The organism is Pseudomonas sp. SAR267 (genome assembly GCF_052077595.1).
Lineage (GTDB): Bacteria > Pseudomonadota > Gammaproteobacteria > Pseudomonadales > Pseudomonadaceae > Aquipseudomonas > Aquipseudomonas vlassakiae.
In genome coordinates this window covers 1,607,501-1,632,293 of record NZ_JBQIHU010000001.1, presented here as the reverse complement: position 1 = coordinate 1,632,293, position 24,793 = coordinate 1,607,501, and the positions used below count along the sequence as shown (strand labels likewise).

Below are 24,793 nucleotides of genomic sequence, written 5' to 3'. Positions count from 1 at the left end.
ATTTTCAGGTGGGTCTGCCCCCGGATCGCGGGGATCAGGCCCATGAACCTCATAAAACAAAGCCCACTGCTCGCACAGTGGGCTCGTAGGTCAGCTATTAGTCACGCAGTTACTGAGGGGAGACTTCGGTCTTCGGCTTGCCGAAGTGCCATTCGTAAACCACGAACTTGAAGTCTTTCAGGTCGCCTTTCTCGTCGTAGGACAGTTCGCCGGTCGGGGTCTTGAACTTGCCGGCGTGGATGGCGGCTGCCACTTTGTCGGTGTCTTCGGACTTGGCTGCTTCGATACCTTTGGCGATCAGCTCGACAGCCGAGTAGGCCGGGAATACGAACGGGCCGCTCGGGTCCTTGCCGTCAGCCTTGATGGCGTCGACGATGGCCTTGTTCTCCGGGTCGGCGTCGAACGACTTGGGCAGGGTGACCAGCAGGCCTTCGGAAGCGTTCTGGGCGATCTGCGAAATGGAGTCGTTACCCACGCCTTCCGGGCCCATGAACTTGGCTTTCAGGCCCTTTTCCTGGGCTTGGCGCAGGATCAGGCCCAGCTCTGGGTGGTAGCCGCCGTAGTAGACGAAGTCGACGTTGTTCTGCTTGAGCTTCTGGATGATCGAGGAGAAGTCCTTGTCACCGGCGTTCAGGCCTTCGAACACGGCCACCTTGGTGCCTTTCTTCTCCAGGGTCTGCTTGACCGCAGTGGCAATGCCTTCACCGTATTGCTGCTTGTCATGCAGCACGGCGACGACCTTCGGCTTGACGTGGTCGGCGATGTAGTTGCCTGCCGCAGGGCCCTGGGCGCTGTCCAGGCCGATGGTGCGGAAGATCAGCTTGTAGCCACGGGCGGTGATTTCCGGCGAGGTGGCGGCCGGGGTGATCATGATCACGCCTTCGTCTTCGTAGATGTCGGACGCTGGCTGGGTGGAGCTGGAGCACAGGTGGCCGATGACGAACTTGACGCCGTCGTTGACCACTTTGTTGGCGACGGCCACGGCCTGTTTAGGGTCGCAGGCGTCGTCGTATTCCTTGGCTTCGAGCAGCTTGCCATCGACGCCGCCCTTGGCGTTGATATCCTTGATGGCTTGCTTGGCGCCGATGAACTGCATGTCGCCGTACTGGGTCACAGGGCCGGTCTTGGGGCCCGCGATCCCGATCTTGATGGTATCGGCGGCAAACGAATGGCTGGCTACCCCGGCCAGTACCATTGCGGCGAACAGCTTGGAAATCTTGATCATAGTGCTCCACTCATTCTGTTGTAATTCTTATAGTCCTGGCGGCCAGGGCTACAGACCGGGCGGGATATGCGGCATGGCCACGCCATACTGCATGCCCACCTTCCCCCGGAACATGTCCCGGAACTGTACCGGTACAGTGTAGAGCGCTGTTCGCGCGCTTGAAAAGCGGGCAAAAAGTGCCTGGTTCGCGGGTTGTCGCATGATCGACACAAAGATACAGAAAAGCGCCATCACTTTGCCTGCATCTACGGCCCCACCCCACAACTTCGGGGCCAATCGACCAAATTACATATTTGAAACCGGGTTTTTCTGCAAAAATGCCGGCCTTTTTTCATTGGCCGAATTTGCGGGTACAAACCCATGACTGATCAAACAAGCACCCTCTATGCCAAATTGCTCGGCGAGACGGCGACAATCGAGTGGAAGGCTTTGGAGCGTTTCTGGGCCAAGGGTGACCTGATTTGGGTCGACCCCAGTCTCGACCTGATCGAGGTTGCTGCGGCAATGGCCGAGAATCGCAGCGAGATCTTCGCCAAGTGGCGTAGTGATGGCACTGTCGGGCCGGTCAGCGCCGAGCAGGCACTCGACCTGCAAAGCCGCGATCCAGAGATATGGGCGGTGGTGGTTTCGCCGTTCATCGTGATCCAGGCCAGGCAATCGGAATAACGACGCGCTTTTTTAGTGCGTAAAAATACGCATCTGCCCTACGCTGGTGCGTGTTGACGCTCACGTAAGGTGGAAGTTGGTAACAGTGGTGGGTTGTTTCGGCGCTGCGGTAACAGTTTACGGCATGCGTAATCGGGGCCGCAGGGCGGCCCCATCAAGGTCAGTAGTCGACCCGGCCGGTATGGTTGTTGAGCGAAATCACCCGGGTCTTGCCGATGCGATGGCGGAAGATCTCACGCAGGTACTTCACCGCCTTCTTCACGCATTCGCGCGATAGGCGAATATCGTTGATCGACACGAAGCGGCTCTTGTCGTTGATCAGTTCGCGGTACTTCTTCTCGTACATCGGCTTGATTGCATACCAGTTGGTATCGAGGATCTTCGCCGGGTTTTCGAACTCGTTGAGCAGGTCGTCGATCCGCGCCTCCTCGAAGTGCTCGCTGGTAATGAACTCAAGGATGGCGTTGTCCAGCGTGTCATCGAAGCGGTATGGGGGGCGGGCGAAGCAGCGCTTGATGAAGGCCACGATCAGGGTCAGGAAATCGTCCGACAGGCACGGGCTCTTGGCGATCAGGGTGGTCAGTGACAGGTTGGCCGAGGCGCCGATCACCAGGGCGTAACGCTTGAGCGTGGTATTGGGGAACAGGCTGTTGAGGTGCGTCTTGAGCCGGTTCAGGTCCATGTACGACAGTTTGTAGTCCTTGGGCAGCGAGACGATCGACACCACCGACGAGCAGTTCTTGAAGAAGTGCAGGTCATGCAGCGCGGCGGCGTCGTAACCGGAGGCCTGGTATTGCTCCAGGGCCGCACGGTAACGGCGCGACTCGATCGGCAGCAGGCTGATGCCTTCGATGGCCTGGGTTTGCTTGTTGAAGTGCGGCAGGTCTATGGAGCGCAAGAACAGGTCGTCGATATCCAGGCGCGGGCTTTCGCGCTCGAACACCTTGAACTTGTCCGTGCCTTGCGCGGGCACTTCCGGCACCACCGATTCGGCATAGGCAATCGCCACCGGGCCGGCCAGGCTCATGAACAGGTCGTTGGCATCCAGGCGGATGGTTTCGCCAATGTCGATGCCGGCGCGGCGGAAGTAGTTCTGGTCGTAGTCGGTGGTCACCGCCTGGGCGGTGAGGATGTTGAAGATCTGCTGGGAGATGTACTGGTTGGCGTGCTTCTCCATCGCGTTGACGTCGATGTTGTGAATGGTGCCGTCATCGCTTTCTTCGGCGTAGCGCATGATGTCGTTGGAGATCAGCATCATCGCGTTCCACGGGCGGATACGGCCCATCACGCTGGCCTCGCTGCTGTCTTCGTTATCGAAGTTGTACGAGAAGTCCCATTCTTCCGAGAGGTATTTGCACAACAGCCGGCCGGCGTTGATGTGCAGGGCCTCGGACATCTCGCTGCGATGGTCCGTAGCATTGGGCAGCACGCAAATGCCGCTGGTGAAGATCGGTTCGAAGACGAACGAGTGGCCGCTCTTGCCGTCGTTCTCGTCGGCAGGCTTGGTGTCGAAGGTCTTGTTCATGTACGAGTACTGCTGGGCCAGGCCGAACTCCGAGGCCATGCCTGAACCGGTACCGCCACCGGCACTGAAGATGTAGAAGTACAGCCGCGATTGGTTGGCCTTGATGCCGCAGGAGTCGATCAGGTACGAATGGATCAGCTTCCAGTCGGCGCTGGAGAAACGCTGGGTGTCCTTGTTGAGGATGATCTTGGCCAGGTACTGGCCGAGGATCGGTGCGTTGCCGGCACCGCCAGCATGCACCTCGGACAGGTCCATGATTTTCATCTTGCTGTAGTCGCGCAGGAACTCGCCACGTTCGCCCTTGCGCGAGAAGCGGATACGCCCGGCGATGTCTTTGTCCAGGTCGCCCAGCATCACCAGCGGTTCGACCAGAAACACCGGCTTGACACCCTTGTTCTGCACCAGGCGCAGGTTCTGGCGGATCCAGCGTGCCGGGCTGTAGCCCGACTCGCCCTTGAAGCGGTCTTCATTGTTGAACTCGTTGAGGAAGAAGGTACGGGCGTTGTAGACCAGTTCCGCCACGTCAAGAGCGATGTTCGAGCCGCAACGGCCCAGGCCGATCAGGCAGACCGACGGAAACTGCTGCTCCAGGCGCAGGGGGTCGTCGTCTTCGACGTGCTGGTTGCCCGGAAACACCAGGTCACGCAGGCCGTCGAGGTTGTCGAGGATCCGCTGCACGTCCTGCTCGGTGAAGTACAGGTACTGCTGTGCCGGAGAGCTGCGTGCCGGCAGCGTGTCACGAACACCATTGGCGGTCGGTAAGTGGGGAAGAGCCGAAGACTCGGGGACCGCATTGGCAGAAGTGTTCGTAGAGGTCATAGTGCGCCATTTGCCTGGTGTAAGTGATTATCAGAGGGTTATGCCATATGGCCATCACGCAAAACGCCGCGACTCTATCAGTGCGCCATTTGCGGATGCGATAGGGGTTTCCCTTACTTGTTTTAAGGAATTTTCAGTCGAGCTGGCATTGCATCGCCCGTTTGTCGCGCTTCTTTAATCTTCTGCCTGGAGTCGTTCATGAGTACTGCACTGCCTTCGTTGGGATTCGCCGGGATTGGCCTGATGGGCTTGCCGATGTGCCAGCGCCTGTTGGCGGCGGGTTATCCGCTGACGGTCTGGAACCGCAGCCCGGACAAATGCGCCTCATTGGTGGCCGCCGGTGCGCGGCTGGCGACCAGCCCGGCCGAACTGAGTCGTGACAGCGACATGGTGTTGCTGTGCCTGGCCGACACGGCGGTGGTACGGGAGGTTGTGTTTGGCGAGCAAGGCATCGCCGAGGGCGGGCGCAGCGGGCAGTTGTTGGTGGACTTCTCCAGCCTGGAGCCGACTGCCACGCGGGAAATGGCGGCCGAACTGGCTGCGCTGTGCGGCATGGCCTGGCTGGATGCTCCCGTGTCGGGTGGCACGCCCGGCGCCGAGGCGGGTACGTTGGCGATCATGGTGGGGGGCGAGGCCACGGATCTGCAGCGGGCCCGCCCGGTTCTGCAGGTGCTCGGCCAGCGTGTGACGCACATGGGTGGGGTGGGAGCAGGGCAGGTGACCAAGGCCTGCAATCAGATGATCGTGGCCTGCAACGCGCTGGTAATTGCCGAGGTGGTGGCGTTGGCCGAACAGTCAGGTGTTGACGCCACGCTGATCGCCGAAGCTCTTGCTGGTGGCTTTGCCGACTCGAAGCCGCTGCAGATCCTGGCACCACAGATGGCCGAAAGCCGCTTCGAACCGGTCAAGTGGCATGTGCGTACCTTGCTCAAGGACCTGGACGGGGCCGTCAAGCTCTCCCGCGAGCAGGGCACGGCAACGCCGCTCAGTGGTCTTGCCGCGCAGCTGATGCGCCTGCACGGTAGCCAGGGATATCTGCAAAAAGATCCGGCGACCCTGGTAGAGCTGTATCGCAACAAGGCCTGAACACAGCGTCCTGGCGGTCGAGCTGATCGAGCAGCGAGCGCAATTCGCCCAGCGGTAGCGGGCGGCTGAGCAGAAAACCCTGCAGGTAGTCGCAGCCATTGCTGGCCAGGAATTCGTGCTGCTCGACGGTTTCCACGCCTTCACTGACCACCTCCAGGTGCAGGGTGTGGGCCATGGCGATGATCGCCTGGATGATCTCGCGATCCTTCTGGCTGTTGGGCACATCCTGCAGGAACGAGCGGTCGATCTTCAGCACGTCCAGAGGCAGGCGCTTGAGGTAGGCCAGCGACGAATAGCCGGTACCGAAATCATCGATCGACAGGCCGACACCTTGGTCGCGAATGCGCATGAGCAGGCTGACGGTTTGCTCGATGTCGCCCATCAACGCATGCTCGGTGACCTCCAGCTCAAGATGGCGAGGTGCCAGGCCCGCCTGGTACAGCGCCACTTCCACTTCATTAGGCAGGGTTTCATGGCCCAGGGTCACCGCCGAGCAATTGACCGTGAGCTTGAGGCTGGGAAAACCATGCTGCTGAAGCCGGGCCAGGTCCTGGCAAGCGTGACGCAGCACCCACAGGTCGAGGTCGACCATCAGGCCGTTGGCTTCGGCAATGCTGATGAACCGTTCTGGCCCCATCAGCCCGTGCAGCGGGTGCTGCCAGCGTACCAGCGCTTCAAGCTTGGCCACCTGGCCGGTGCGCACGTCGAAAATGGGTTGGTAGTGCACGCACAACCCTCGTTCTTCGAGCAGGGCGATGCGCAGTTCCTCTTCCAGTTGCAGGGCAAGGCTGGCGCGGTTTTTCAAGCTGCAGTTGAAAAAGTGCAGGCTGTTGCGGCCGCTGCCCTTGGATTGATACAGGGCCAGGTCGGCATGCTTGAGCAGTTCTTCGGCGTTCAGGCCGTCATCGGGGTAGATGCTGATGCCAATGCTGGTGGTCATGACCATGCGCCGGCCGCACAGGTCAATCGGGTCTTTCATCCGTTGCATGATGCGCTGTGCGAGGTGGCGTGCCTCGTCACGGTTGTTGAGCGACGTGACCACGCAGAATTCGTCACCGCCGAAGCGGGCGACCAAGTCGTGGCTGCGGGTGGCTGCCTTGATGTGGTTGGCGATGACTTTGAGCAATTCGTCGCCGGCATCGTGGCCGAGACTGTCGTTGCTGCGCTTGAAGTGGTCGATGTCGAGAAACATCACTGCCAGGCGGTGTTCGCCGGGAGTCTGTGCTGCCAGGCGTTCGGCAAAGATCTGGTTGAAACCACGGCGGTTGACCAGGTTGGTCAGGGCGTCGTAATGGGCGGCCTGTTGCAGGGATTCGCGGGCCTGGTCCAGCTGGCTGAGCAGGACACCATAACGGCGCAGGTCGTCTTCCTTGCTCTGCAGCTTCTTGTCGGCCAGGGCGGCACTGATGCTGCTACCACTGATCAGCAGGGTGATGAAGGCTACGGTCAGCCCCAGCTGCAGGCTGTTGTCGCTAGTTGGCAGGCTCAGGGCGGTGGAGGCGGGGATGACCAGGGTCATGGCGGCCATGGCGGTGAAGAGGGTAGCAACGATGCCGCCGGCCATCAGCAGACTGGCGCCATATTTCAGGGTCTGGTGCAGGATGCCGCTGCCATTGAGGAAGTAACGGGCCAGCAGCAAGGCGGCAAGGCTGGTGAGCAGGGCGATGGCGGCGCTGCTCAGCAATAGCGTGGTCTGGTAGTACTGCTGAGCACCGGTCTGCAGCGCGGCCATGCCAACGAAATGCATGAGGATGATACCCAGGCCGATGAGCAAGGCACTTTGCAGGTAGTGGTGCAGGCGCATATTGGTACGGTCGAGGCTGGTCATTGCCAACCAGGCAGCTACCAGGGCGATCAGCAGTGACAGGCCGGTCAGCGAAACGTCGTAGTGCATCTCCAGCGGGGCCTGGAAGGCCAGCATGCTGATGAAATGCATGGCCCAGATGCCGCCGGCCAGGCAGCAGGCACCGAGCATGCGCCACTGCCGCTGTGCTGCGCGCTGTTCGCTATGGGATTGGCGCTCGGCCATGTCGAGGGTGGCAAAGCAGGCTGCGCTGGCCACGGCGAAGGCAATCAGGATCAGCAGCGGTTCATGGCGGCAGTCGATGACGATGCGCCCGGTTGTCGGCAGTTCGGTGAACAGTTGCAGCCCCAGCCATTCCATTGCTTGCCCTTTGCTCGAGTTTCCACTCGTCTCCGTTCAAGCGCTGTGGAGACTGTTCAGGGGGAAGTATAGAAACAGGTCGTAGAACCTTCCTGGCTAGTGGCACTTTGACTTCAACCATTTGGTTCTGTCGTTGATAGCCAGTTGGCATAACGAACTGGGGCCGCTTTGCGCCCCTTTCGTGACACAAAGCCGCTCCTACAGGTGATTGCGGTTTCCTGCAGGAGCGGCCTTGTGTCACGAAAGGGGCGTGAAGCGGCCCCAGTTATATGACAGGAGGATCAGCCAGCGACCAGTACGCGAATGGCCTCCAGGCGCAACGCCGCCTTGTCGAGCATCGCCAGGCCTTGTTCACGCTGCTTGCGCAGCGCTTCGATCTCGCTGTCACGCACGCTCGGGTTGACAGCTTGCAGGGCAGTCAGGCGTGCCAGCTCTTCATCGGCTTCGGCGACCAGGCGGCGCTGGGCTTCGGCCACACGCTCGACGTGCACTGGCAGGACCTTGGCTTCACCGCCGCTGATGCGCTTGGCCAGCACGTCACGCTGGGCCTGGACGAACTTGTTGGCGCTGGCCCGTGGCACGCTTTCTAGCTGGTCGTTGAGGGTTTCGAACGCCACCCGCGAAGCCAGGTCGTTGCCGTTGGCATCGAGCAGGCAGCGCAGTGCTGCCGGCGGCAGGTAGCGGCCCAGTTGCAGGCTGCGGGGCGCCACCACCTCGCTGACGAACAGCAGTTCGAGCAGCACGGTACCCGGCTTGAGTGCCTTGTTCTTGATCAGCGCGACCGCAGTGTTGCCCATCGAACCGGACAGCACCAGGTCCATGCCGCCCTGCACCATCGGGTGCTCCCAGGTCAGGAACTGCATGTCTTCCCGCGACAGCGCCTGGGCGCGGTCGTAGGTAATGGTCACGCCTTCGTCGTCGCCCAGCGGGAAGCTGGCGTCGAGCATCTTTTCGCTCGGCTTGAGGATGAGGGCGTTTTCCGAATGGTCTTCGCTGTCGATGCCGAAGGCGTCGAACAGGGTTTCCATGTAGATCGGCAGGGCGAATTGATCGTCTTGTTCAAGGATCGCCTCGACCAGTGCCTGGCCTTCACCAGCACCACCGGAGTTGAGCTCCAGCAGGCGGTCACGGCCGCTGTGCAGCTCTGCCTCGAGGCGCTCGCGCTCGGCGCGCGCCTCGCTGACCAGCGCAGTCCAGGCCTTGGCATCGCCACCTTCGAGCATCGGCAGCAGGCGCGGGCCGAACTGGTGCTGCAGGGCGTTGCCGGTCGGGCAGGTATTGAGGAAGGCGTTCAGGCCCTCGTGGTACCACTGGAACAGGCGCTCCTGCGGGCTGTCCTGCAGGTACGGGATGTGCAGTTCGATGGTGTGCTTCTGGCCGATCCGGTCGAGGCGGCCGATACGCTGTTCGAGCAGGTCCGGGTGGGCTGGCAGGTCGAACATCACCAGGTGATGGGCGAACTGGAAGTTACGGCCTTCGCTGCCGATCTCGGAGCAGATCAGCACCTGGGCGCCGAACTCCTCGTCAGCGAAGTAGGCCGCGGCGCGGTCGCGTTCGAGGATGCTCATGCCTTCGTGGAACACCGTGGCCGGGATGCCGGAGCGCACGCGCAGGGCGTCTTCCAGGTCCATGGCGGTTTCGGCGTGGGCGCAGATCACCAGGACCTTGGTGCGCTTGAGCATCTTCAGCGTGTCGATCAGCCAGTCGACTCGTGGGTCGAAGCGCCACCAGCGTTCGTCATCGCTGACGTCACCCTGGGCCTGGAAGGCCACTTCCGGGTACAGCTCGGCGTGTTCGCCAGCGGGCAGGTCCTGGTATTGCGCGGGATTGGCCAGGGGATAAGGGTGCAACTGGCGCTCGGGGAAGCCCTGGACGGCCGCACGGGTGTTGCGGAACAGCACGCGACCGGTGCCGTGGCGGTCGAGCAGTTCGCGGATCAGGCGGGCACTGGCCTGGGTATCGCCATCGTTGACTGCAGCCAGCAAGGCTTCGCCTTCGGCGCCGAGGAAGCCTTGGATGGTGGCATGGGCCTTGGGTGACAGGCGGCCTTCTTCAAGCAGCTCTTGCACGGCTTCTGCCACCGGGCGGTAGTTTTCACTCTCGGCGCGGAACGCCGCGAGGTCGTGGAAACGGTTGGGGTCGAGCAGGCGCAGACGGGCGAAGTGGCTGTCCTGGCCGAGCTGTTCGGGGGTGGCAGTCAGCAGCAGCACGCCTGGGATGACTTGCGCCAGTTGCTCGACCAGGCCGTACTCAGCGCTGACCTGATCTTCGTGCCACACCAGGTGGTGCGCCTCATCGACCACCATCAGGTCCCAGCCCGCGGCGAACAGCGCGTCCTGGGCCCTTTCGTCATCGACCAGCCATTCCAGGGCGACCAGCGCCAGCTGGGCATCCTCGAACGGGTTGCTGGCGTCGCTTTCGATGAAGCGTTCGGCGTCGAACAGGGCGACCTGCAGGTTGAAGCGCCGGCGCATTTCCACCAGCCACTGATGCTGGAGGTTTTCCGGGACCAGGATCAGCACGCGACTGGCGCGGCCCGACAACAGCTGGCGGTGAATCACCAGGCCGGCTTCGATGGTCTTGCCCAGGCCCACTTCGTCGGCCAGCAATACACGCGGGGCGCTGCGGTCGGCGACTTCGCGGGCGATGTGCAGCTGGTGGGCGATCGGTTGCGCACGGCAACCGCCCAGGCCCCAAAGCGACGACTGCATCTGCTTGCTGGTGTGGTGCAGGGTGTTGTAGCGCAGGCTGAACCACGACAGCGGGTCGATCTGCCCGGCGAACAGGCGGTCGCTGGCCAGGCGGAACTGGATGAAGTTCGACAGCTGGGTTTCTGGCAGGGTGCGCGCCTGGTTCTGGGCATCCAGGCCGTGGTAGACCATCAGCCCGTCGATGTCCTCGACCTCGCGCACGGTCAGCTTCCAGCCTTCGAAGTGGGTGATCTGGTCACCCGGAGAGAAACGCACGCGGGTCAGCGGCGCATTGCGCAGGGAATACTGGCGGGTGTCGCCAGTGGCCGGGTAGAGCACGGTCAACAGGCGGCCATCCTGCGCCAGGATGGTCCCCAGGCCAAGCTCCGCTTCACTGTCGCTGATCCAGCGTTGCCCCGGTTGATACTGCTGCGCCATACTGCCTGAACTCCCGCGATGAAAAAGCCGGCTATGTTAACGGATAGGCCGGGCGGACCATAGACCAGAAGTCCATGAGTCTAGCTGTTTCATTGCAGAATACCGTCTTGCTGACGAGGGCTACGCACCGATATGCCGCTCAAGCACCGCTGGTTGCACACTTCCATGGCCATAGGTAGCTTGCTGCTGGCCGCCTGTGAGCAGAAAAATTTCGAAACCTTGCCTGCGATCCCCGTCGAGCAGCTCGAAGTACTGGGCGTGCAGACGCCAATCAAGAGCGTGCACTTCCGCGATCGCGACGGCGAAGGGCTGCTGGTACTTAGCCGCAGCGATGGCCAGGCAGTCGATGCCGAGTCCGAGCAGGAGGTCGACAAGGTGGTGCTGAAGGCCACCCTGTATGGTCGCACCGCCGAGGATGACGCGTTCAAGCCGCGTTGGCAGATCGAGCAGGAAACCACCTGCCCAGGGCTGGACCTGGATGTCGACTTCTATACCGATGTCAGTGATGTCAGTGACTTGAACAAGGACGGCGTCGCCGAAGTGACCGTGGCCAGCCACGCCTTCTGTGGTGGCGGCATCGACCCGCATGACATCGCCATCGAGATGCGCGAAGGGCAGAACGCCTACACCATCACTGGCCAGTCGCTGATCACCCCGGCAGGTGAAGAGCCGGTTGGCGGCGAGCGTGAAGACAGCGCTTCGTTGAAGAACGCACCCCAGGTGCTACGCGAGCATATGGATGCGGTCTGGCAACAGGTCTACAGGCGGCCCTGGAGCGAAGCCAGCCCGCCAGCCGACGATGACCCTGAGGATGAAGCCGAATAACGGCGATCTATACTGGCAAGGTGCGGCTGTTGTGGCCGCACGTCCTCACCTTTGACGCTCAAGCTGGCTAACGGATGGCCGATACAGTGGGCACAGGAGAATTTCCATGCTGCCACCGATCATCCCGCTCAGTGCTGCCCCCGTGACCTCGCAACATGACCCGGTCAAACAGACCCCCGACATCAAGCCGGTGGTGCCTGTGCAGCCTTCGCCCAACGAAAGCGCCATCGACCTCAAGCAGCAGCGCGATCCCCAGGAGCAAGCCTTGCTCCTGCGTGAAGAGCAGCGCCGCCAGCAGCGGCGCAACAACAAGGGTGATGAGGAGCGCTACAGCGCCGTCCCGGGCGATGAAGTCAACGCCGACAACACCGTGCCGGTGGCGCCATTGATCGGTGACCATCCGCGCCAGGGCCTGCTGGTCGATATAGAAGTCTGACGCGGGGCTGGTCACGGCCAGCGCCTGGCTTCATGATGCAAGTCTCTGTAGATCGTCGAGCCCACCCATGAGCCAAGACAACCTCATCGACTTCGATGCCGAGCGCGCCAAGCGCATCCATGACCTCAAGGAAAAACGCCTGAACGAAGTGCGCCAGGCATTCGAGCAGGCCATGCCGCTTGCCACCACGAAGAAAAAGAAGCCCAAGGGCAAGCCCAAGAAGCGCTGAAACTTGACGCAGGTCAAGCCTGCACCCGCCTCGCGTGCCCGGTCCCGGGCAGCATTGACCCTGATCAATTTTCCCCGCCGCCGTATTCGTTACCTTGCATCCATCGGACAACGGCAAACGAATCGGGAGGCCAGCATGTTCTTCGACAATGTGGTTATCGCGGGCGTGGTAACGGTCGGGTTGATGTTTGCATTCTTTGCCGGTCTGGGCATTTTCATCTGGAAGGACGCACAGAAGCGCAAGCCGCGCTGACCTTCCGGATCCACGAGCACGCAAGGCATTTAGGGCGACTTCGGTCGCCTTTTTTTTTGCCTGCGTTTTTGTCGTTAAAGATGATTAGCTAGCTAATTAATCGTCTCGTGAGTATCCTTCGCTGCATTGTCTATCGTTTATCAATACACCCTCACAAGGTCCGTTACGTGCCCATCACCTTCCAGGCCCTTTTCGCACCCAGCAGCCTTGCCATCAAATTCGCCATCAAGACCCTGCTAGGTGCGGGCCTGGCACTGTGGCTGGCCATGCGCTGGGGGCTGGAGCAACCGTCCTGGGCATTGATGACCGCATTCATCGTCGCCCAACCGTTGTCCGGGATGGTGGTGCAGAAGGGTCTGGCGCGGCTGGCGGGTACCCTGGTCGGCACGCTGATGTCGGTGGTGTTCATCGGCCTGTTCGCCCAGGCCCCCTGGCTGTTCCTGATCACCCTGGCGTTGTGGCTGGCCCTGTGCACCGCGGCCTCCACACAGCTGCGCAGCGCCTGGGCCTATTCATTCGTGCTGGCGGGCTATACCGCCGCCATCATCGCCTTGCCTGCCATCAGTCATCCCTTGCAGGTGTTCGACCAGGCGGTGGCACGTTGCACCGAAATCTGCCTGGGTATTTTCTGCGCCACGGCCAGCAGTGCGCTGATCTGGCCCATGCGGGTCGAGCAGCAGCTCGCCGGGCAGGCCCGTCAGGCCTGGCAGAATGGCCTGCAGGCAGCAAGCGCCATGCTCGGCGGCGAGGATGAAGCGCGCAAAGGGTTGCTGGACAGCCTCGGCCGTATAGTCGCCATCGATACCCAGCGTGAGCACGCCTGGTTCGAGGGCCCGCGCGGCCGGCTGCGGGCCAAGGCCATTCGCGGGTTGAGCCAGAAGCTCATGGTGCTGCTGCGCATTTCACGCTCGGTCCGTCGGCAGTGGCGGCAGCTGGACGAGCGCGAAACCGCGCACCTCGGTCCTTGGCTCGAAGAGCTGCGGGCCCTGCTGGTCAAACCTGATCAGCCGAGCCTTCTGGTGTTGCGCCAGCGCATCTGGGACGCCGCGCATGACGAGCAGATCAGCTCTGCCGAGCACTTCTGCCTGGCACGCATGGCCTTGTTGCTGGACTTCGCCATGGCCGCTACCCAGGCCTTGGACGATGTCGAGGCGGGCAGGGCGCCGAAGGATGTCGCCCAGGGCCTGGCGGCGCACCGCGACTGGTCGCTGGCTTTGTTGTTCGGTTCACGCAGTGCCCTGGCCTTCCTGGTCATGAGCAGCTTCTGGCTGGCCACTGCCTGGCCGTCGGCGCCGGGCGGCCTCGTGCTGACCTGCGTGGTCTGCAGCCTGTTCGCCAGCCGCGAGAATGGCGCACAGATCGGTCTGAGCTTCTTGCGCGGCATCTTCCTGGCGATCCCGACGGCCTTCCTGGTCGGGCAGATCATCCTGCCGCAGTGGAGTAGCTTCGCCATGCTCTGCCTGGGCATGGGCGTGCCGCTGTTCTTTGGTGCGCTGGGCATGGCCCATCCGCGTACCGGTGCCACCGCGACCTCTTATTGCCTGCACTTCATCGTGCTGGTATCACCGCTCAATGCCATGACCTTCGGGGTGGCGACCATGCTCAACAGCGCCCTGGCCATGTTGGTGGGCGTGGGCGCCGCCGTGTTGGCGTTCCGCCTGCTGGTGTTCCGCCACCCGGCCTGGCTTGGCCGGCGCCTGCGCGCTGCGACCCAGAATGACCTGGTGCGCCTGACCCGGCGCGATCTGCGCGGTGCCGACAGTTGGTTTGGCGGGCGCATGGCCGACCGCCTGATGCAATTGGCCCGGCATGCCAGCGAATTGCCGGCTACCGGGCGCAAGCGTTGGGATGATGGTTTGCATGGGCTGGATATCGGTGACGAACTGGTGCATCTGCGCATGTGCCTGGCGGTGGCCCAGGTGCCGTTGGGGGCTGCCGAGCGCGAGTACCTGCAGCAGGTCGAGGCGGCACTGGCCACCGGCCCGGCGGTTGGCCGCGAGCGGCGCCTGGATGCGGCCAGCGAGCAGTTCATCGCGGCTTTGCAACGAGCGCCGGCCAGTGACCCGTTGCGCCTTGCCCAAGGTGCGGTGCTGCAGTTGCAGAAGAGCTGGGGGAAATGGTGCCGTTCGCAGGAGGATGAGCATGGGCTTGCGTGAGTGGGAGCTGGGTGGTGTGCTGCTCAGCCCGTTCCTGATTTACGTGCTGATGGCGCTGGCGCTGACCGGCATGCTGCGTCTGCTGGTGCAGGCCACACCGTTGGGGCGCTGGATCTGGCATGAAGCGCTGTTCGACACGGCGTTGTTCGTTTGTGTGCTGTTCCTGGTGGTTCGCCTGCTGGGGCCTTTGTAAGGAGTGATTCGATGCGTGCTGTCGTCCGTGTCCTGGTGACCTTGTGCGTGGTCGCCATTGCCGTTCTGGCCGGTTTCAAGCTCTGGCAGTACTACATGCTCACGCCGTGGACGCGTGATGCCAGGGTGCGCGCCGATGTGGTGGTGATCGCCCCGGATGTGTCTGGATGGGTGCGTGAGCTCAAGGTGCAGGACAATCAGCAGGTCAAGGCGGGCGACCTGTTGATGAGCATTGATCGCGAGCGCTTCCAGGCCGCCTTCGACCAGGCCAGCGCGGTGGCTGAAACCCGCGCTCAGCAGTTGCACCTGCGTGAACGTGAAGCGGCGCGGCGTACGGCCTTGGGCCCGGAGGCGATCAGTGCCGAGCTGCGCGAAAACGCCCAGATCAACGCCGCCGTAGCCCGTGGTGAACTGCACGAGGCTCAAGCCCAGTTACAGGTGGCGAAGATCAACCTGGCGCGCAGCGAAGTGCGGGCGCCGCGTAGCGGGCATATCACCAACCTGCGCCTGGCCGAGGGCAACTATGTCAATACCGGTCAATCGGTGATGGCCCTGGTGGATGATTCGACGTTCTACATCCAGGCCTATTTCGAGGAGACCAAGCTGCCGCGCATTCGGGTTGGCGACGAGGTCAAGGTCTGGCTGATGGGCGCTGGCAATGCCATGCAGGGCCATGTGGAAAGCATCAGCCGTGGTATCACCGACAGCAACAGCAACCCGGACAGCCAGCTGCTGCCGGTGGTGGAACCGACCTTCAACTGGGTGCGGCTGGCGCAGCGCATACCGGTGCGGATCAGGCTGGACCAGATTCCCGAAGGCGTGCACCTGAGCGCGGGGATGACCGCCAGCGTCCAGGTGCATGAGGATCAGATAGAACAGTGATGGTCAGGGGGCTGCTTTGCAGCCCCAGAATTTCTGCTTTAAAGGAACATCCCGCCAGACACTTCCAGCCGCTGCCCGGTAATCCAGCCATTGCCCTCTTCAAGCAACAGTGCGATGGCGGCGCCGATATCATCGGGCAATCCGACCCGCCCCAGCGCAGTGTTACCGGCAATGAAATCATTGACCTGCTGGTTGTCGCGCACAACACCGCCACCAAAGTCAGTCTCGATCGCCCCCGGCGCGAGGATATTGACCCGAATGCCGCGTGCCCCGAGTTCCTTGGCCTGATACCGGGTCAATACCTCCATCGCGCCTTTCATTGCCGCATAGGCGGCATACCCGGGCAGTGCAAAACGCGCGAGCCCGGATGACACATTGACGATTCGCCCGCCATCGACCAGCAACGGCAGCAGCCGTTGGGTGAGGAAGAATGGCCCTTTGAGCTGAATGTTCAGCAACTGGTCGAACTGCGCCTCGGTGGTTTCGCTGAACGGCACATTCAGGCCGATACCGGCGTTGTTCACCAGGAAATCGAAGCGCTCACTGCCGAAACGTTGCTGCAAGGTCGTGCCCAGGCGTTCGGCAAAGCTGGCGAAGCTGCTGCAGTCGCCGACGTCCAGTTGCAGCATGACAGCCTTGGCGCCAGCCGCCTCGAGGGCCTTGGCCACCTGCTGGGCCTCGTCAGCCTTGCTGTGGTAGGTGCCGATGATGTCGATACCGCGTGCAGCCAGATGCTCGGCGGCATTGCGGCCCAGGCCACGGCTGGCGCCAGTGATCAGAGCGATCTTGCGAGTCATGTCGTATCCCTCTTGGGTGGTGGATGAGGGACAGGTTATTGATCGCGTTACGGCTGTTAAATCCAGCAGAATCGGAAATACTGTTCGTGTGTTTCGAATAGTCGGGGTGAAGATGAACAAGCTGGAACTGCTGCGCACGTTCGTTCGGGTCAGCGAACTGAGCAGTTTCACCCTGGCGGCAGACAGCCTCGGCCTGCCACGCTCGACGGTATCCGAGCAGGTCAGGGCGCTTGAGCAATTACTCGGCACGCGCCTGTTCAACCGCACCACGCGGCGCGTCCAGGCGACCCAGGACGGTGTTCTGCTGTATGAGCGCAGCAAGGATTTGCTGTCGGGCATGGACGAGATCGAGAGCCTGTTCCGTGCCGATGATGCCGAGCTGGCAGGCTGCCTGCGGATCGACATGCCGACCATGATGGCCCGCCGGGTGATCATTCCAGCCTTGCCGCAGTTCTTGTCACGGTTTCCCAAACTGGAGGTGGAGATCAGTTGCACCGATCGACAGGTTGACCTGCTGCGTGAAGGGTTCGACTGTGTGATGCGCATCGGTGCGCTGAGCGACCTGGATGTCGTGGCGCGGCCTGTCGGCCAGTTGAGCATGCGTAATTGCGCCAGCCCCGCCTACCTTGCCCGTTGCGGGGTGCCGCAGCGCCTGGAAGACCTGGCCGGGCACCGCCTGGTTCACTATGTGCGCAACCTGGGTGCGCGCAGTGCCGGTTTTGAATATGTGCAGGATGGCCAGGTGTGCTTTCAGCCCATGGGCGGCGCGGTCACGGTCAATAACGCCGAGGCCTATTCGGCAGCATGCCTGGCGGGCCTTGGCTTGATCCAGGTGCCCGCAGTGGGTGTCGCGCATCACCTGGCAAGCGGCGAGTTGGTACAGGTCATGCACGGCTGGCAGGCACAGGCCATGCCGGTGTCCTTGTTGTATGCCCGGCAACGCCATGTACCACGTCGTGTCCAGGCTTTCATGGGCTGGCTGGGCGGGCTGCTGGGGTCGCAGGTCGACCCGCTGCCGGGCAACGAAAACCTTGGTACAACCATGAGCCCATGAGCTAGGCTGCCCACTGCGCGTCGCCCATCAGAGGCGGCCGTTACCTGCCTGGCGTGCGTCACTTCCGTTCATTTGCGAGGTTACGTCATGGCCATCACTTCCCAAGACATCTGCAGCGCTGCCGACCAGCTCAATGGTTTTGTCGGCTTTCATCGCAAGCGCGGCATCCATATCGTGCGGTTTTCCGAGGACGCGTTCGGCATGGACGTGGCGGATGACAGCATCACCCCCTGCAGCGAGTTCGTCTGGCGGCCGCAACAGGACGCGCGCATGGCGCTGTGCCGGGAGCGTCTGGCACTGTTGCTGGAGCAGCATGTGGACGACCGGCTGAACATTGGCGAGCCGTTGCGCATCTACCTTCGGCGCAGTGACCTTCCGGAAATCGTGGCTGAGCGCTCGCTGCGCTGAGCCGCGGTTCAAGAGGCGTTTGCGGCCCTGCCGGGCTCCAGCTGCAACAATCGCTCGAAGCTGGCCTTGTCCAGAGGCCGGCTCAGGTAAAAGCCCTGCACTTCATGGCAGCGGTCGTTCTGCAGTGCCAGCAATTGTTGCTCGGTCTCCACGCCCTCGGCCGTCACCGTCAGCCCCATCGCCTCACCCAGGTTGATGATCGCCTGTACCACGGCGCGGTCGCTTCCCGTGTTGTTGGCCAGGCCGGCGATGAAACGCTTGTCGATCTTGATGCTGTCGAACGGGTAGGTCCGCAGGTAGCCCAGCGAGGAATAGCCGGTGCCGAAATCATCCATGTTCAGTCGTACGCCCAGTTCCTTGAGCGCGAGCATGGTGCCCAGGGCGCCTTCGATGTTGTTGAGCATCACATTCTCGGTAATTTCCAGCTCGAGCCGCTGAGCAGGAAAGCCGGTTTGCAAGAGGATTTCGCGCATGTCGGCGACCACGTCACTGCGCATGAATTGCGCAGGTGACAGGTTTACTGAAACCAGCAGAGGGGCGGGCCAGTCGCGGGCGCTGCGACAGGCCTCGCTCAGCACCCAGCGGCCGAGGGCAACGATCAGGCCGCTTTGCTCGGCCAACGGGATGAAGGTATCCGGCGCGAGCAGGCCTTCCTGCGGGTGCTGCCAGCGCAGCAAGGCCTCGACCGAGACGATGCGCAAATCGCTCAGGCGATAGCGTGGCTGGTAGTGGAGGACGAGCTCGTTGTTCTTCAGGGCGCGGCGCAAATCGTTTTCCAGCTGGCGGCGGTACTGGATCTGCTGGTTCATCGCGGCAGCGAAGTAGCGCCAAGTGCCTTTGCCGTCGACCTTGGCCTGGTACAGGGCGATATCGGCGCAGCGGATCAGCTCGCCAGCATCGAAGCCCGGCTCGCGCGTCTGGGCAATGCCGATGCTGACACCAATGTCCAGTTGCTGGTTTTCAAACGCAATGGGTTGCTGCAGCAGTTCGATCAGGCGCCGGCAGAGGCGGTCGATTTCGCTGCGGTTATCCAGGCCTTGCAGTACCAGGACGAACTCATCACCGCCCAGGCGCGCCACCAGGTCCACGTCGCGTGTGGTGTCGCGCAGGCGTGCGGCCACTTCCTGCAGCACGGCATCACCTGCGCTATGCCCGAGGGAGTCGTTGATCGGCTTGAAGTTGTCCAGGTCGAGCAGCAGCAAGGTCAGCGGCGGTGAGTCGCTGCCGCGCAACAGCGCCTGTTCGAGGTGCCTGGCCAGCTTGTTGCGATTGGCCAGGCCGGTCAGTGGGTCGTGCAGCGACAGGTGCTGGATGCGCGCGTGGGCCTCGACTTCGTCGGTAATATCGCTGGCCGTACCGCGAAAGCCGACGGGCTTGCCGTCGAGCTGGATGGCCCGTGCCGATATGCGGCAGTAGCGGCTCAGGCCGTTGTGGTCGTGGTAGGCGCAACGCAGGTTGGACGGTTGTTCCGAGTCTGCCTCGATCTGCCCATCCAGCCAGGCTGATAACGGCGTGGTTTCGCAGCTGAGCAGTTGATTGAGGGGTTGGCCAAGCCATGTCTCGACCGGGTCGCCGGTAACACTGACGAAACGCTGGGAAAGGTAGGTGAGCCGTTGCTGTCGGTCGGTTTCCCAGATCCAGTCGGAGCTGGCCTCGGCTACTGCGCGAAAACGTTGCTCGCTGGCCTCCAGAGCCTGATTGCTCGTTTGCAGGTGCTGCAGGCTGAGGTCGATGACGCGGGCGTTGCGCAACGCCAGACGAAACAGATAGAGCATCACCACGCCCAGTATCAGCAGCGCGCAGAGCAAGGGCGGCAATACGGCCCAGAGCAGCTGCCGACCGGGCATCGGGCTGGTCCAGGCCAGGCGATAACCGGTGTCGCCCAAGGCAATCTGCTGGCGACCGGGCTCGGGCTCCTCGTTCTTTTCTATATGCATGCGCGCAAGCCCAGCCACTTCGCCCAGGTGCGCGAGCTTGGCTTCGGTCAGTTGGTCGATGAACAGCATGACCGGTGCCTGGCTCACCTCTGCGGCGGTGACGTCCTTGTCCGGGCGCACGGCGGCAGCACTGAGGATCGCCGGCCAGTTGTTGAACAGGACGAAACGGTTGACCTGCCCGCGGGCGCTGGCGGCTGAGCGCGCGGCCGCGATGATTTCAGGCAGGGGCGCATCGATGAAACTGCCGGCAGCTGCCTCGGTAGGCGCACCTTTGAACAGCGCGTAGCTGGTGTGCTGGTCATCGACCACGAACACACCTTCGTAGCCGCTGGCACTGTACAGCGATTCGCCAACGTTCTTTTCTTCATAGGCCCACTGCCAGTCGACCTTGCCTGCCAGGTGCTCGAAGGCAGCGTCCCACACGGCGTAGCTGGACAGAAACTGCCGTGAGGCCAGCAGGCGTTGTTCCAGCGTCTGGCTGGCATGGAAAGCGCTGCGTTGTTTTTCCTGCTGGTCGAGGGTGGATGCGATGTTGAACAGTGCGCCAAGGGTGATCAGGCAGACGACGCCGAACACCACGCAGAAAAAGCCGATCAGACGACGGACGTGAAGGTGAGGGAGAGGGCTGGCGGTCCTGGCCATGCGCAAACGACTCCTTGTTGACTGCAACTCCCAGCCGGGCAATCAGCAAGGAGGCTCAGTCAGGATAGGCCAGCCTGAGCGCGGTGGCCTCGCCTTGGGCGAAATTGATCTGGTCGCGCCCGCGGCGCTTGGCGCTGTACAGTGCCTTGTCGGCCTGCTCCAGCCAGTGCTCGGCGGACTCCAGGTCGGCGTGGAAAGCCGCCAGGCCGATGCTCAAGCTTATGCGCAGGTGCGGCAGCTGTGGGTTGCGGTAGCTGGCGACGTGCTCACGCAAACGCTCCATGGCCTGGCAGGCCTGGGCCTCACTGGCGTCGGGCAGGATCACGCAGAACTCGTCGCCGCCGTAACGCCCGGCTTGGTCGGATTCGCGAAGGGTGCGCTTGAGCGCCTCGCTCATCTGGCGCAGCACACAATCACCGACCACATGGCCGAAGGTGTCGTTGATGGTCTTGAAGTGATCGATGTCGATGAGTGCGATCACGGCAGCGGACGGTTGTTGCCGGCAGGCCTGGAACCTGAGCAGCAGCAGGTCTTTCCAGGCGCCATGATTGAGCAGGCCGGTCAGGCTGTCAGTCAGGCTAAGGGCGCTGAGGCGACGCTTGTGCTCTCCCAGCTTGATCGCCAGGCGGTAGCAGACCCAGCCCAGCGCCAACGGGTAGAAGGTCAGCATTGGCAGGCAGGCGTAGATCTGCAGCGCCGTGGCGTTCAGCTGTAGCCCGGTGCCCAGCAATGCGCTACCCAGCAGCATGCCGGCCAGCTGCGCGATTGCCCCGCGAACGATCAGGCGCTTGCCGCCTGCGGCCACGTTGTTCATGGTCATCATCGACAGCACGGTCACGGTTGGCAGCGGGTTGAAGTGCATGGCCGCGGTCCAGAAGCCACCCAGCAGCGAGTCCAGCAGCAGGTTGCGTTGTTCGGCCTGATAAGGGGCTGCCGAACGTGTTGCCCATTGATAGGCGACATGGGGCCAGAGCAGACCGTTGAACAGTAGCAGCGCCCAGGCCCAGGTCGGTGGTGCCAGCGGTGCCACGCCGGCGGCTACGCTGAACAGGCCGATCCCCAGGCCGATGACACGCGGCAGGTAGATGCGTTTGACGAAAGAAAGTCCCTTGCCGCTGCGATTGTCCGTCATGGTCGTTGTTCTTCTGCTGGGGTGCCGTTTATCGCATAACTCACGTGAATATTGTCGAACAGTGTTTCGACGAAAAATGACCTTACAAGCCAATTCACGGTTGATGTGATCCCAGTGGGGTAACATGAAGCCTTTCCTCTTGCTTGGAGTGCTGCTGCTCATGGCTCCCATGGCTAATCCTGGCGACCAACCGGCGCCACAGCGGGACGGACGTTTTCACAACCAGGCCAGCCTGCCGCAGGATGGCGTGCTGAAGAAGCTGCGCATCGGCCTCAAGTACCTTTTTCTGCGCAAGCCGCCGGAAACCCGGCCGGCAACCGCGATCAGCGTGCAGCCGATGACCCGCCAGCAGGTGCTCGATGCACCGGACCACAGCCTGTGGCGCCTGGGCCACTCCACGGTATTGCTCAAGCTGCGCGGTCGCTACTTCATTACCGACCCGGTGTTTGCCGAACGCGCCTCGCCGGTGCAATGGGCCGGGCCGCTGCGCTTTCATGCGCCACCGCTGGGGCTGGATGAGTTGCCGCCGCTGACGGCGGTGATTCTGTCCCATGATCATTTCGACCATCTGGATGAGCAGGCGATACGCCGACTGGCCCTGCGTGCCGGGCGCTTTCTGGCGCCGCTCGGGGTGGGTGACTTGCTGATCGAATGGGGAGTGCCTGCGGCAAAGGTGGTGCAACTGGACTGGTGGCAGGAAACCGAAATCGAGGGTGTGCGTTTCGTCGCCACGCCCGCGCAACATTTTTCAGGGCGCGGCCTGTTCGACAGCAACCGCACCTTGTGGGCTTCCTGGGTGCTGATAGACGACCAGACGCGTGTCTACTTCAGCGGTGATACCGGTTACTTCAAGGGTTTTGCCGAAATCGGCGAGCGCTTCGGGCCGTTCGACCTGACATTGATCGAGACCGGTGCCTACAACGTGGCCTGGCCCAACGTGCACATGCAACCAGAGCAAAGCCTGCAGGCACATCTGGACCTGCGCGGGCGCTGGATGCTGCCGATCCATAACGGCACCTTCGACCTTTCAATCCACGGATGGCAGGAGCCGTTCGAACGTATTGTCGCCCTGGCAGCGGCGGCCCAGGTACGCCTGAGCACGCCTCAGATGGGCGAACGGGTAAGTATCGACTCTCCCCATGAGGGCCAGAACTGGTGGCAGCCGCACCCCACGCATCAGCGGGGCAGGGCGGTCGAACGGGCATTGGCGGCTCGCTGAGTTCAATTCCGGCCTTGTCGACGCTCTTCGTCTTTTAATAGCTGCGATGGCGGCTTGCCGCTGTCGCTGCGCACCTGAGCATGGCTGATCAGGGCAAAGATGAAACTGCCGCCGACGATATTGCCCGCCAGGGTCGGCAAGGCGAACTCCAGCCAGAAGCTGCGCCAGGTTTCGTCGCCCGCCCACACCAGGTAGGACACTTCCACCGAACCAACGACGATATGGGTGAAGTCGCCCAGCGCCATCAGGTAGGTGATCATGAGGATGATCCAGATCTTGGCATGCTCCATGGACGGGATCATCCAGACCATTGTGGCGATCATCCAACCCGAAACGATGCCTTTGGCGAACATCTGGCTGATGTCGTTCTGCATGACTTTGCGCCCGACTTCGAGGAAGGCCACGTCGGTCTTGCTGTCGAAGATCGGCAGTTCGAGCATTACCCAGGCCACCAGCAAGGTGCCTGCCAGGTTGCCGAGCAGCACTACTCCCCACAGCCGCAGCAAGCGCCCGAGGTTGGCCAGGCTTGGCGTGGTCATGACCGGCAGCACGGCGGTGAGGGTGTTTTCGGTAAACAGTTGCTGGCGTGCCAGGATCACCGCAAGAAAGCCGGCGCTGTAGCCAATGCTGGCGATGACCTGGGCGCTCCCGCCTTCGGGCAACCGTGCATAGAACAGCCCCATGGCCATCAGTGACAGGCCCATGGTCAGGCCGGCGGCAAGGGCAGACCACCAGAGTGCAGCGAGTGTGCGCTCCAGTTCCTGGTCGCCCTGGTATCGAATGATCTCGTGCAGTACCGCAGCCCGCGGCGGCTGGTTATGGCTGACTTCCTTCTCTTCGTCCGCCGAAAGGCCAGGGGTCTTTTCGCTCTGCGCATCGCTCATGGCCGTTACGCTCCAATGTGGGATTCTCTACAGAGCGGTGCAGCATGCATTTAGTTGCCAGGCCGCTGCAGACGACTATCTAAAGTTTTTTCAGATCAAGGTGTTGACTCTGATTTCAAAGCGCGTATTATTCGCCTCCTCGCAGCGTTGAACGCAACGAGGCAGGCGTAAGTTGTTGAAGTTGAAGGCTTTTAAAAGAAAGCGGTTTCAAAAAACTTCAAAATAAACGCTTGACAGGCTCTGAGGAAAGCGTAGAATGCGCGCCTCGGTTGAGACGAAACGCTCTTGGCCAAACGCTCTTTAACAAATCGAATCAAGCAATTCGTGTGGGTGCTTGTGAGTACGGACTGATAGTCACAAAGATTATCAGCATCACAAGTGGCCATGCGAGAAATCACATAGTCATTTGAGATTGCTGAGCCAAGTTTAGGGTTTCTTAAAAACCCAAGCAGTATTGAACTGAAGAGTTTGATCATGGCTCAGATTGAACGCTGGCGGCAGGCCTAACACATGCAAGTCGAGCGGATGACGGGAGCTTGCTCCTTGATTCAGCGGCGGACGGGTGAGTAATGCCTAGGAATCTGCCTGGTAGTGGGGGACAACGTTTCGAAAGGAACGCTAATACCGCATACGTCCTACGGGAGAAAGCAGGGGACCTTCGGGCCTTGCGCTATCAGATGAGCCTAGGTCGGATTAGCTAGTTGGTGGGGTAATGGCTCACCAAGGCGACGATCCGTAACTGGTCTGAGAGGATGATCAGTCACACTGGAACTGAGACACGGTCCAGACTCCTACGGGAGGCAGCAGTGGGGAATATTGGACAATGGGCGAAAGCCTGATCCAGCCATGCCGCGTGTGTGAAGAAGGTCTTCGGATTGTAAAGCACTTTAAGTTGGGAGGAAGGGCAGTAAGTTAATACCTTGCTGTTTTGACGTTACCGACAGAATAAGCACCGGCTAACTCTGTGCCAGCAGCCGCGGTAATACAGAGGGTGCAAGCGTTAATCGGAATTACTGGGCGTAAAGCGCGCGTAGGTGGTTTGTTAAGTTGGATGTGAAAGCCCCGGGCTCAACCTGGGAACTGCATCCAAAACTGGCAGGCTAGAGTACGGTAGAGGGTGGTGGAATTTCCTGTG

At 61.8% G+C, this 24,793-nt stretch carries 20 protein-coding genes and 1 rRNA gene (1 of these 21 only partly in view); 13 read left to right on the top strand and 8 right to left on the bottom strand.

What is annotated here, in order from left to right:
• Positions 1-109: 109 nt before the first annotated feature.
• Positions 110-1,225: a branched-chain amino acid ABC transporter substrate-binding protein gene (locus tag ACTORR_RS07900; protein WP_054886945.1), complete on the bottom strand. Its 1,116-nt coding sequence runs from the start codon at positions 1,223-1,225 to the stop codon at positions 110-112.
• Between the two features lie 360 nt (positions 1,226-1,585).
• On the opposite strand from ACTORR_RS07900, the gene ACTORR_RS07895 reads away from it, so the two are divergent.
• Entirely contained in the window at positions 1,586-1,891 is a 306-nt protein-coding gene (locus tag ACTORR_RS07895) for a DUF2288 domain-containing protein (protein ID WP_054886943.1), read from the top strand.
• Positions 1,892-2,051: 160 nt separating this feature from the next.
• Here ACTORR_RS07895 and ACTORR_RS07890 read toward each other — a convergent pair whose 3' ends face one another.
• A complete protein-coding gene (locus ACTORR_RS07890) occupies positions 2,052-4,235 on the bottom strand; it encodes a hypothetical protein (RefSeq protein ID WP_054886942.1) in 2,184 nt (727 codons plus the stop codon).
• 198 nt (positions 4,236-4,433) lie between these two features.
• On the opposite strand from ACTORR_RS07890, the gene ACTORR_RS07885 reads away from it, so the two are divergent.
• The gene (locus ACTORR_RS07885; RefSeq protein WP_262110320.1) at positions 4,434-5,321 is read left to right on the top strand and encodes an NAD(P)-dependent oxidoreductase; all 888 of its coding nucleotides are present in this window, start codon (positions 4,434-4,436) and stop codon (positions 5,319-5,321) included.
• Here the strand turns inward: ACTORR_RS07885 and ACTORR_RS07880 are convergent.
• Positions 5,221-7,485, bottom strand: a complete 2,265-nt coding sequence (locus tag ACTORR_RS07880) for a putative bifunctional diguanylate cyclase/phosphodiesterase (RefSeq protein WP_313365845.1) — start codon at positions 7,483-7,485, stop codon at positions 5,221-5,223. The two genes, ACTORR_RS07885 and ACTORR_RS07880, sit on opposite strands and share 101 nt — an antisense overlap.
• A gap of 281 nt (positions 7,486-7,766) precedes the next feature.
• Positions 7,767-10,613: an RNA polymerase-associated protein RapA gene (gene rapA, locus ACTORR_RS07875; protein ID WP_054886939.1), complete on the bottom strand. Its 2,847-nt coding sequence runs from the start codon at positions 10,611-10,613 to the stop codon at positions 7,767-7,769.
• A gap of 132 nt (positions 10,614-10,745) precedes the next feature.
• On the opposite strand from rapA, the gene ACTORR_RS07870 reads away from it, so the two are divergent.
• The 7 genes from ACTORR_RS07870 to ACTORR_RS07840 all read left to right on the top strand — a co-directional run bounded on the left by ACTORR_RS07870 (position 10,746) and on the right by ACTORR_RS07840 (position 15,585).
• Complete coding sequence (locus ACTORR_RS07870; RefSeq protein WP_054886938.1) at positions 10,746-11,438, top strand: M949_RS01915 family surface polysaccharide biosynthesis protein; 693 nt, start codon at positions 10,746-10,748, stop codon at positions 11,436-11,438.
• A gap of 106 nt (positions 11,439-11,544) precedes the next feature.
• Positions 11,545-11,874 (top strand): aspartate-semialdehyde dehydrogenase, encoded by a 330-nt coding sequence (locus ACTORR_RS07865; protein ID WP_099815187.1) that lies wholly within the window; start codon positions 11,545-11,547, stop codon positions 11,872-11,874.
• A 67-nt stretch (positions 11,875-11,941) separates the two neighbouring features.
• A complete protein-coding gene (locus ACTORR_RS07860) occupies positions 11,942-12,103 on the top strand; it encodes a hypothetical protein (protein WP_099815188.1) in 162 nt (53 codons plus the stop codon).
• A 135-nt stretch (positions 12,104-12,238) separates the two neighbouring features.
• Positions 12,239-12,355, top strand: a complete 117-nt coding sequence (gene ccoM / locus ACTORR_RS07855; protein ID WP_054886936.1) for a cytochrome c oxidase subunit CcoM — start codon at positions 12,239-12,241, stop codon at positions 12,353-12,355.
• A 167-nt stretch (positions 12,356-12,522) separates the two neighbouring features.
• Positions 12,523-14,511, top strand: a complete 1,989-nt coding sequence (locus ACTORR_RS07850; protein ID WP_054886935.1) for an FUSC family protein — start codon at positions 12,523-12,525, stop codon at positions 14,509-14,511.
• Positions 14,498-14,704 (top strand): DUF1656 domain-containing protein, encoded by a 207-nt coding sequence (locus ACTORR_RS07845; protein ID WP_313408976.1) that lies wholly within the window; start codon positions 14,498-14,500, stop codon positions 14,702-14,704. Before ACTORR_RS07850 ends, ACTORR_RS07845 begins: the two co-directional genes overlap by 14 nt.
• A gap of 11 nt (positions 14,705-14,715) precedes the next feature.
• Positions 14,716-15,585: an efflux RND transporter periplasmic adaptor subunit gene (locus ACTORR_RS07840; protein ID WP_054886933.1), complete on the top strand. Its 870-nt coding sequence runs from the start codon at positions 14,716-14,718 to the stop codon at positions 15,583-15,585.
• Positions 15,586-15,623: 38 nt separating this feature from the next.
• On the opposite strand, the gene ACTORR_RS07835 is transcribed toward ACTORR_RS07840, so the two are convergent.
• A complete protein-coding gene (locus tag ACTORR_RS07835) occupies positions 15,624-16,382 on the bottom strand; it encodes an SDR family oxidoreductase (RefSeq protein ID WP_313408980.1) in 759 nt (252 codons plus the stop codon).
• 112 nt (positions 16,383-16,494) lie between these two features.
• Here ACTORR_RS07835 and ACTORR_RS07830 point away from each other — a divergent pair, with 112 nt between their 5' ends.
• Both ACTORR_RS07830 and ACTORR_RS07825 read left to right on the top strand, forming a co-directional pair.
• A complete protein-coding gene (locus tag ACTORR_RS07830) occupies positions 16,495-17,436 on the top strand; it encodes a LysR family transcriptional regulator (RefSeq protein WP_313408982.1) in 942 nt (313 codons plus the stop codon).
• Between the two features lie 87 nt (positions 17,437-17,523).
• Entirely contained in the window at positions 17,524-17,844 is a 321-nt protein-coding gene (locus tag ACTORR_RS07825; RefSeq protein ID WP_099815190.1) for a DUF2025 family protein, read from the top strand.
• A gap of 8 nt (positions 17,845-17,852) precedes the next feature.
• On the opposite strand, the gene ACTORR_RS07820 is transcribed toward ACTORR_RS07825, so the two are convergent.
• The gene (locus ACTORR_RS07820; RefSeq protein WP_313408986.1) at positions 17,853-20,423 is read right to left on the bottom strand and encodes an EAL domain-containing protein; all 2,571 of its coding nucleotides are present in this window, start codon (positions 20,421-20,423) and stop codon (positions 17,853-17,855) included.
• Positions 20,424-20,478: 55 nt separating this feature from the next.
• Entirely contained in the window at positions 20,479-21,555 is a 1,077-nt protein-coding gene (locus tag ACTORR_RS07815; RefSeq protein ID WP_313408989.1) for a diguanylate cyclase, read from the bottom strand.
• Positions 21,556-21,679: 124 nt separating this feature from the next.
• Here ACTORR_RS07815 and ACTORR_RS07810 point away from each other — a divergent pair, with 124 nt between their 5' ends.
• Positions 21,680-22,774, top strand: a complete 1,095-nt coding sequence (locus ACTORR_RS07810; RefSeq protein ID WP_313408991.1) for an MBL fold metallo-hydrolase — start codon at positions 21,680-21,682, stop codon at positions 22,772-22,774.
• A gap of 2 nt (positions 22,775-22,776) precedes the next feature.
• Here ACTORR_RS07810 and ACTORR_RS07805 read toward each other — a convergent pair whose 3' ends face one another.
• Positions 22,777-23,658: a formate/nitrite transporter family protein gene (locus tag ACTORR_RS07805; protein WP_054886928.1), complete on the bottom strand. Its 882-nt coding sequence runs from the start codon at positions 23,656-23,658 to the stop codon at positions 22,777-22,779.
• A 456-nt stretch (positions 23,659-24,114) separates the two neighbouring features.
• On the opposite strand from ACTORR_RS07805, the gene ACTORR_RS07800 reads away from it, so the two are divergent.
• Positions 24,115-24,793, top strand: a 16S ribosomal RNA gene (locus ACTORR_RS07800); it runs 858 nt beyond the window's last position.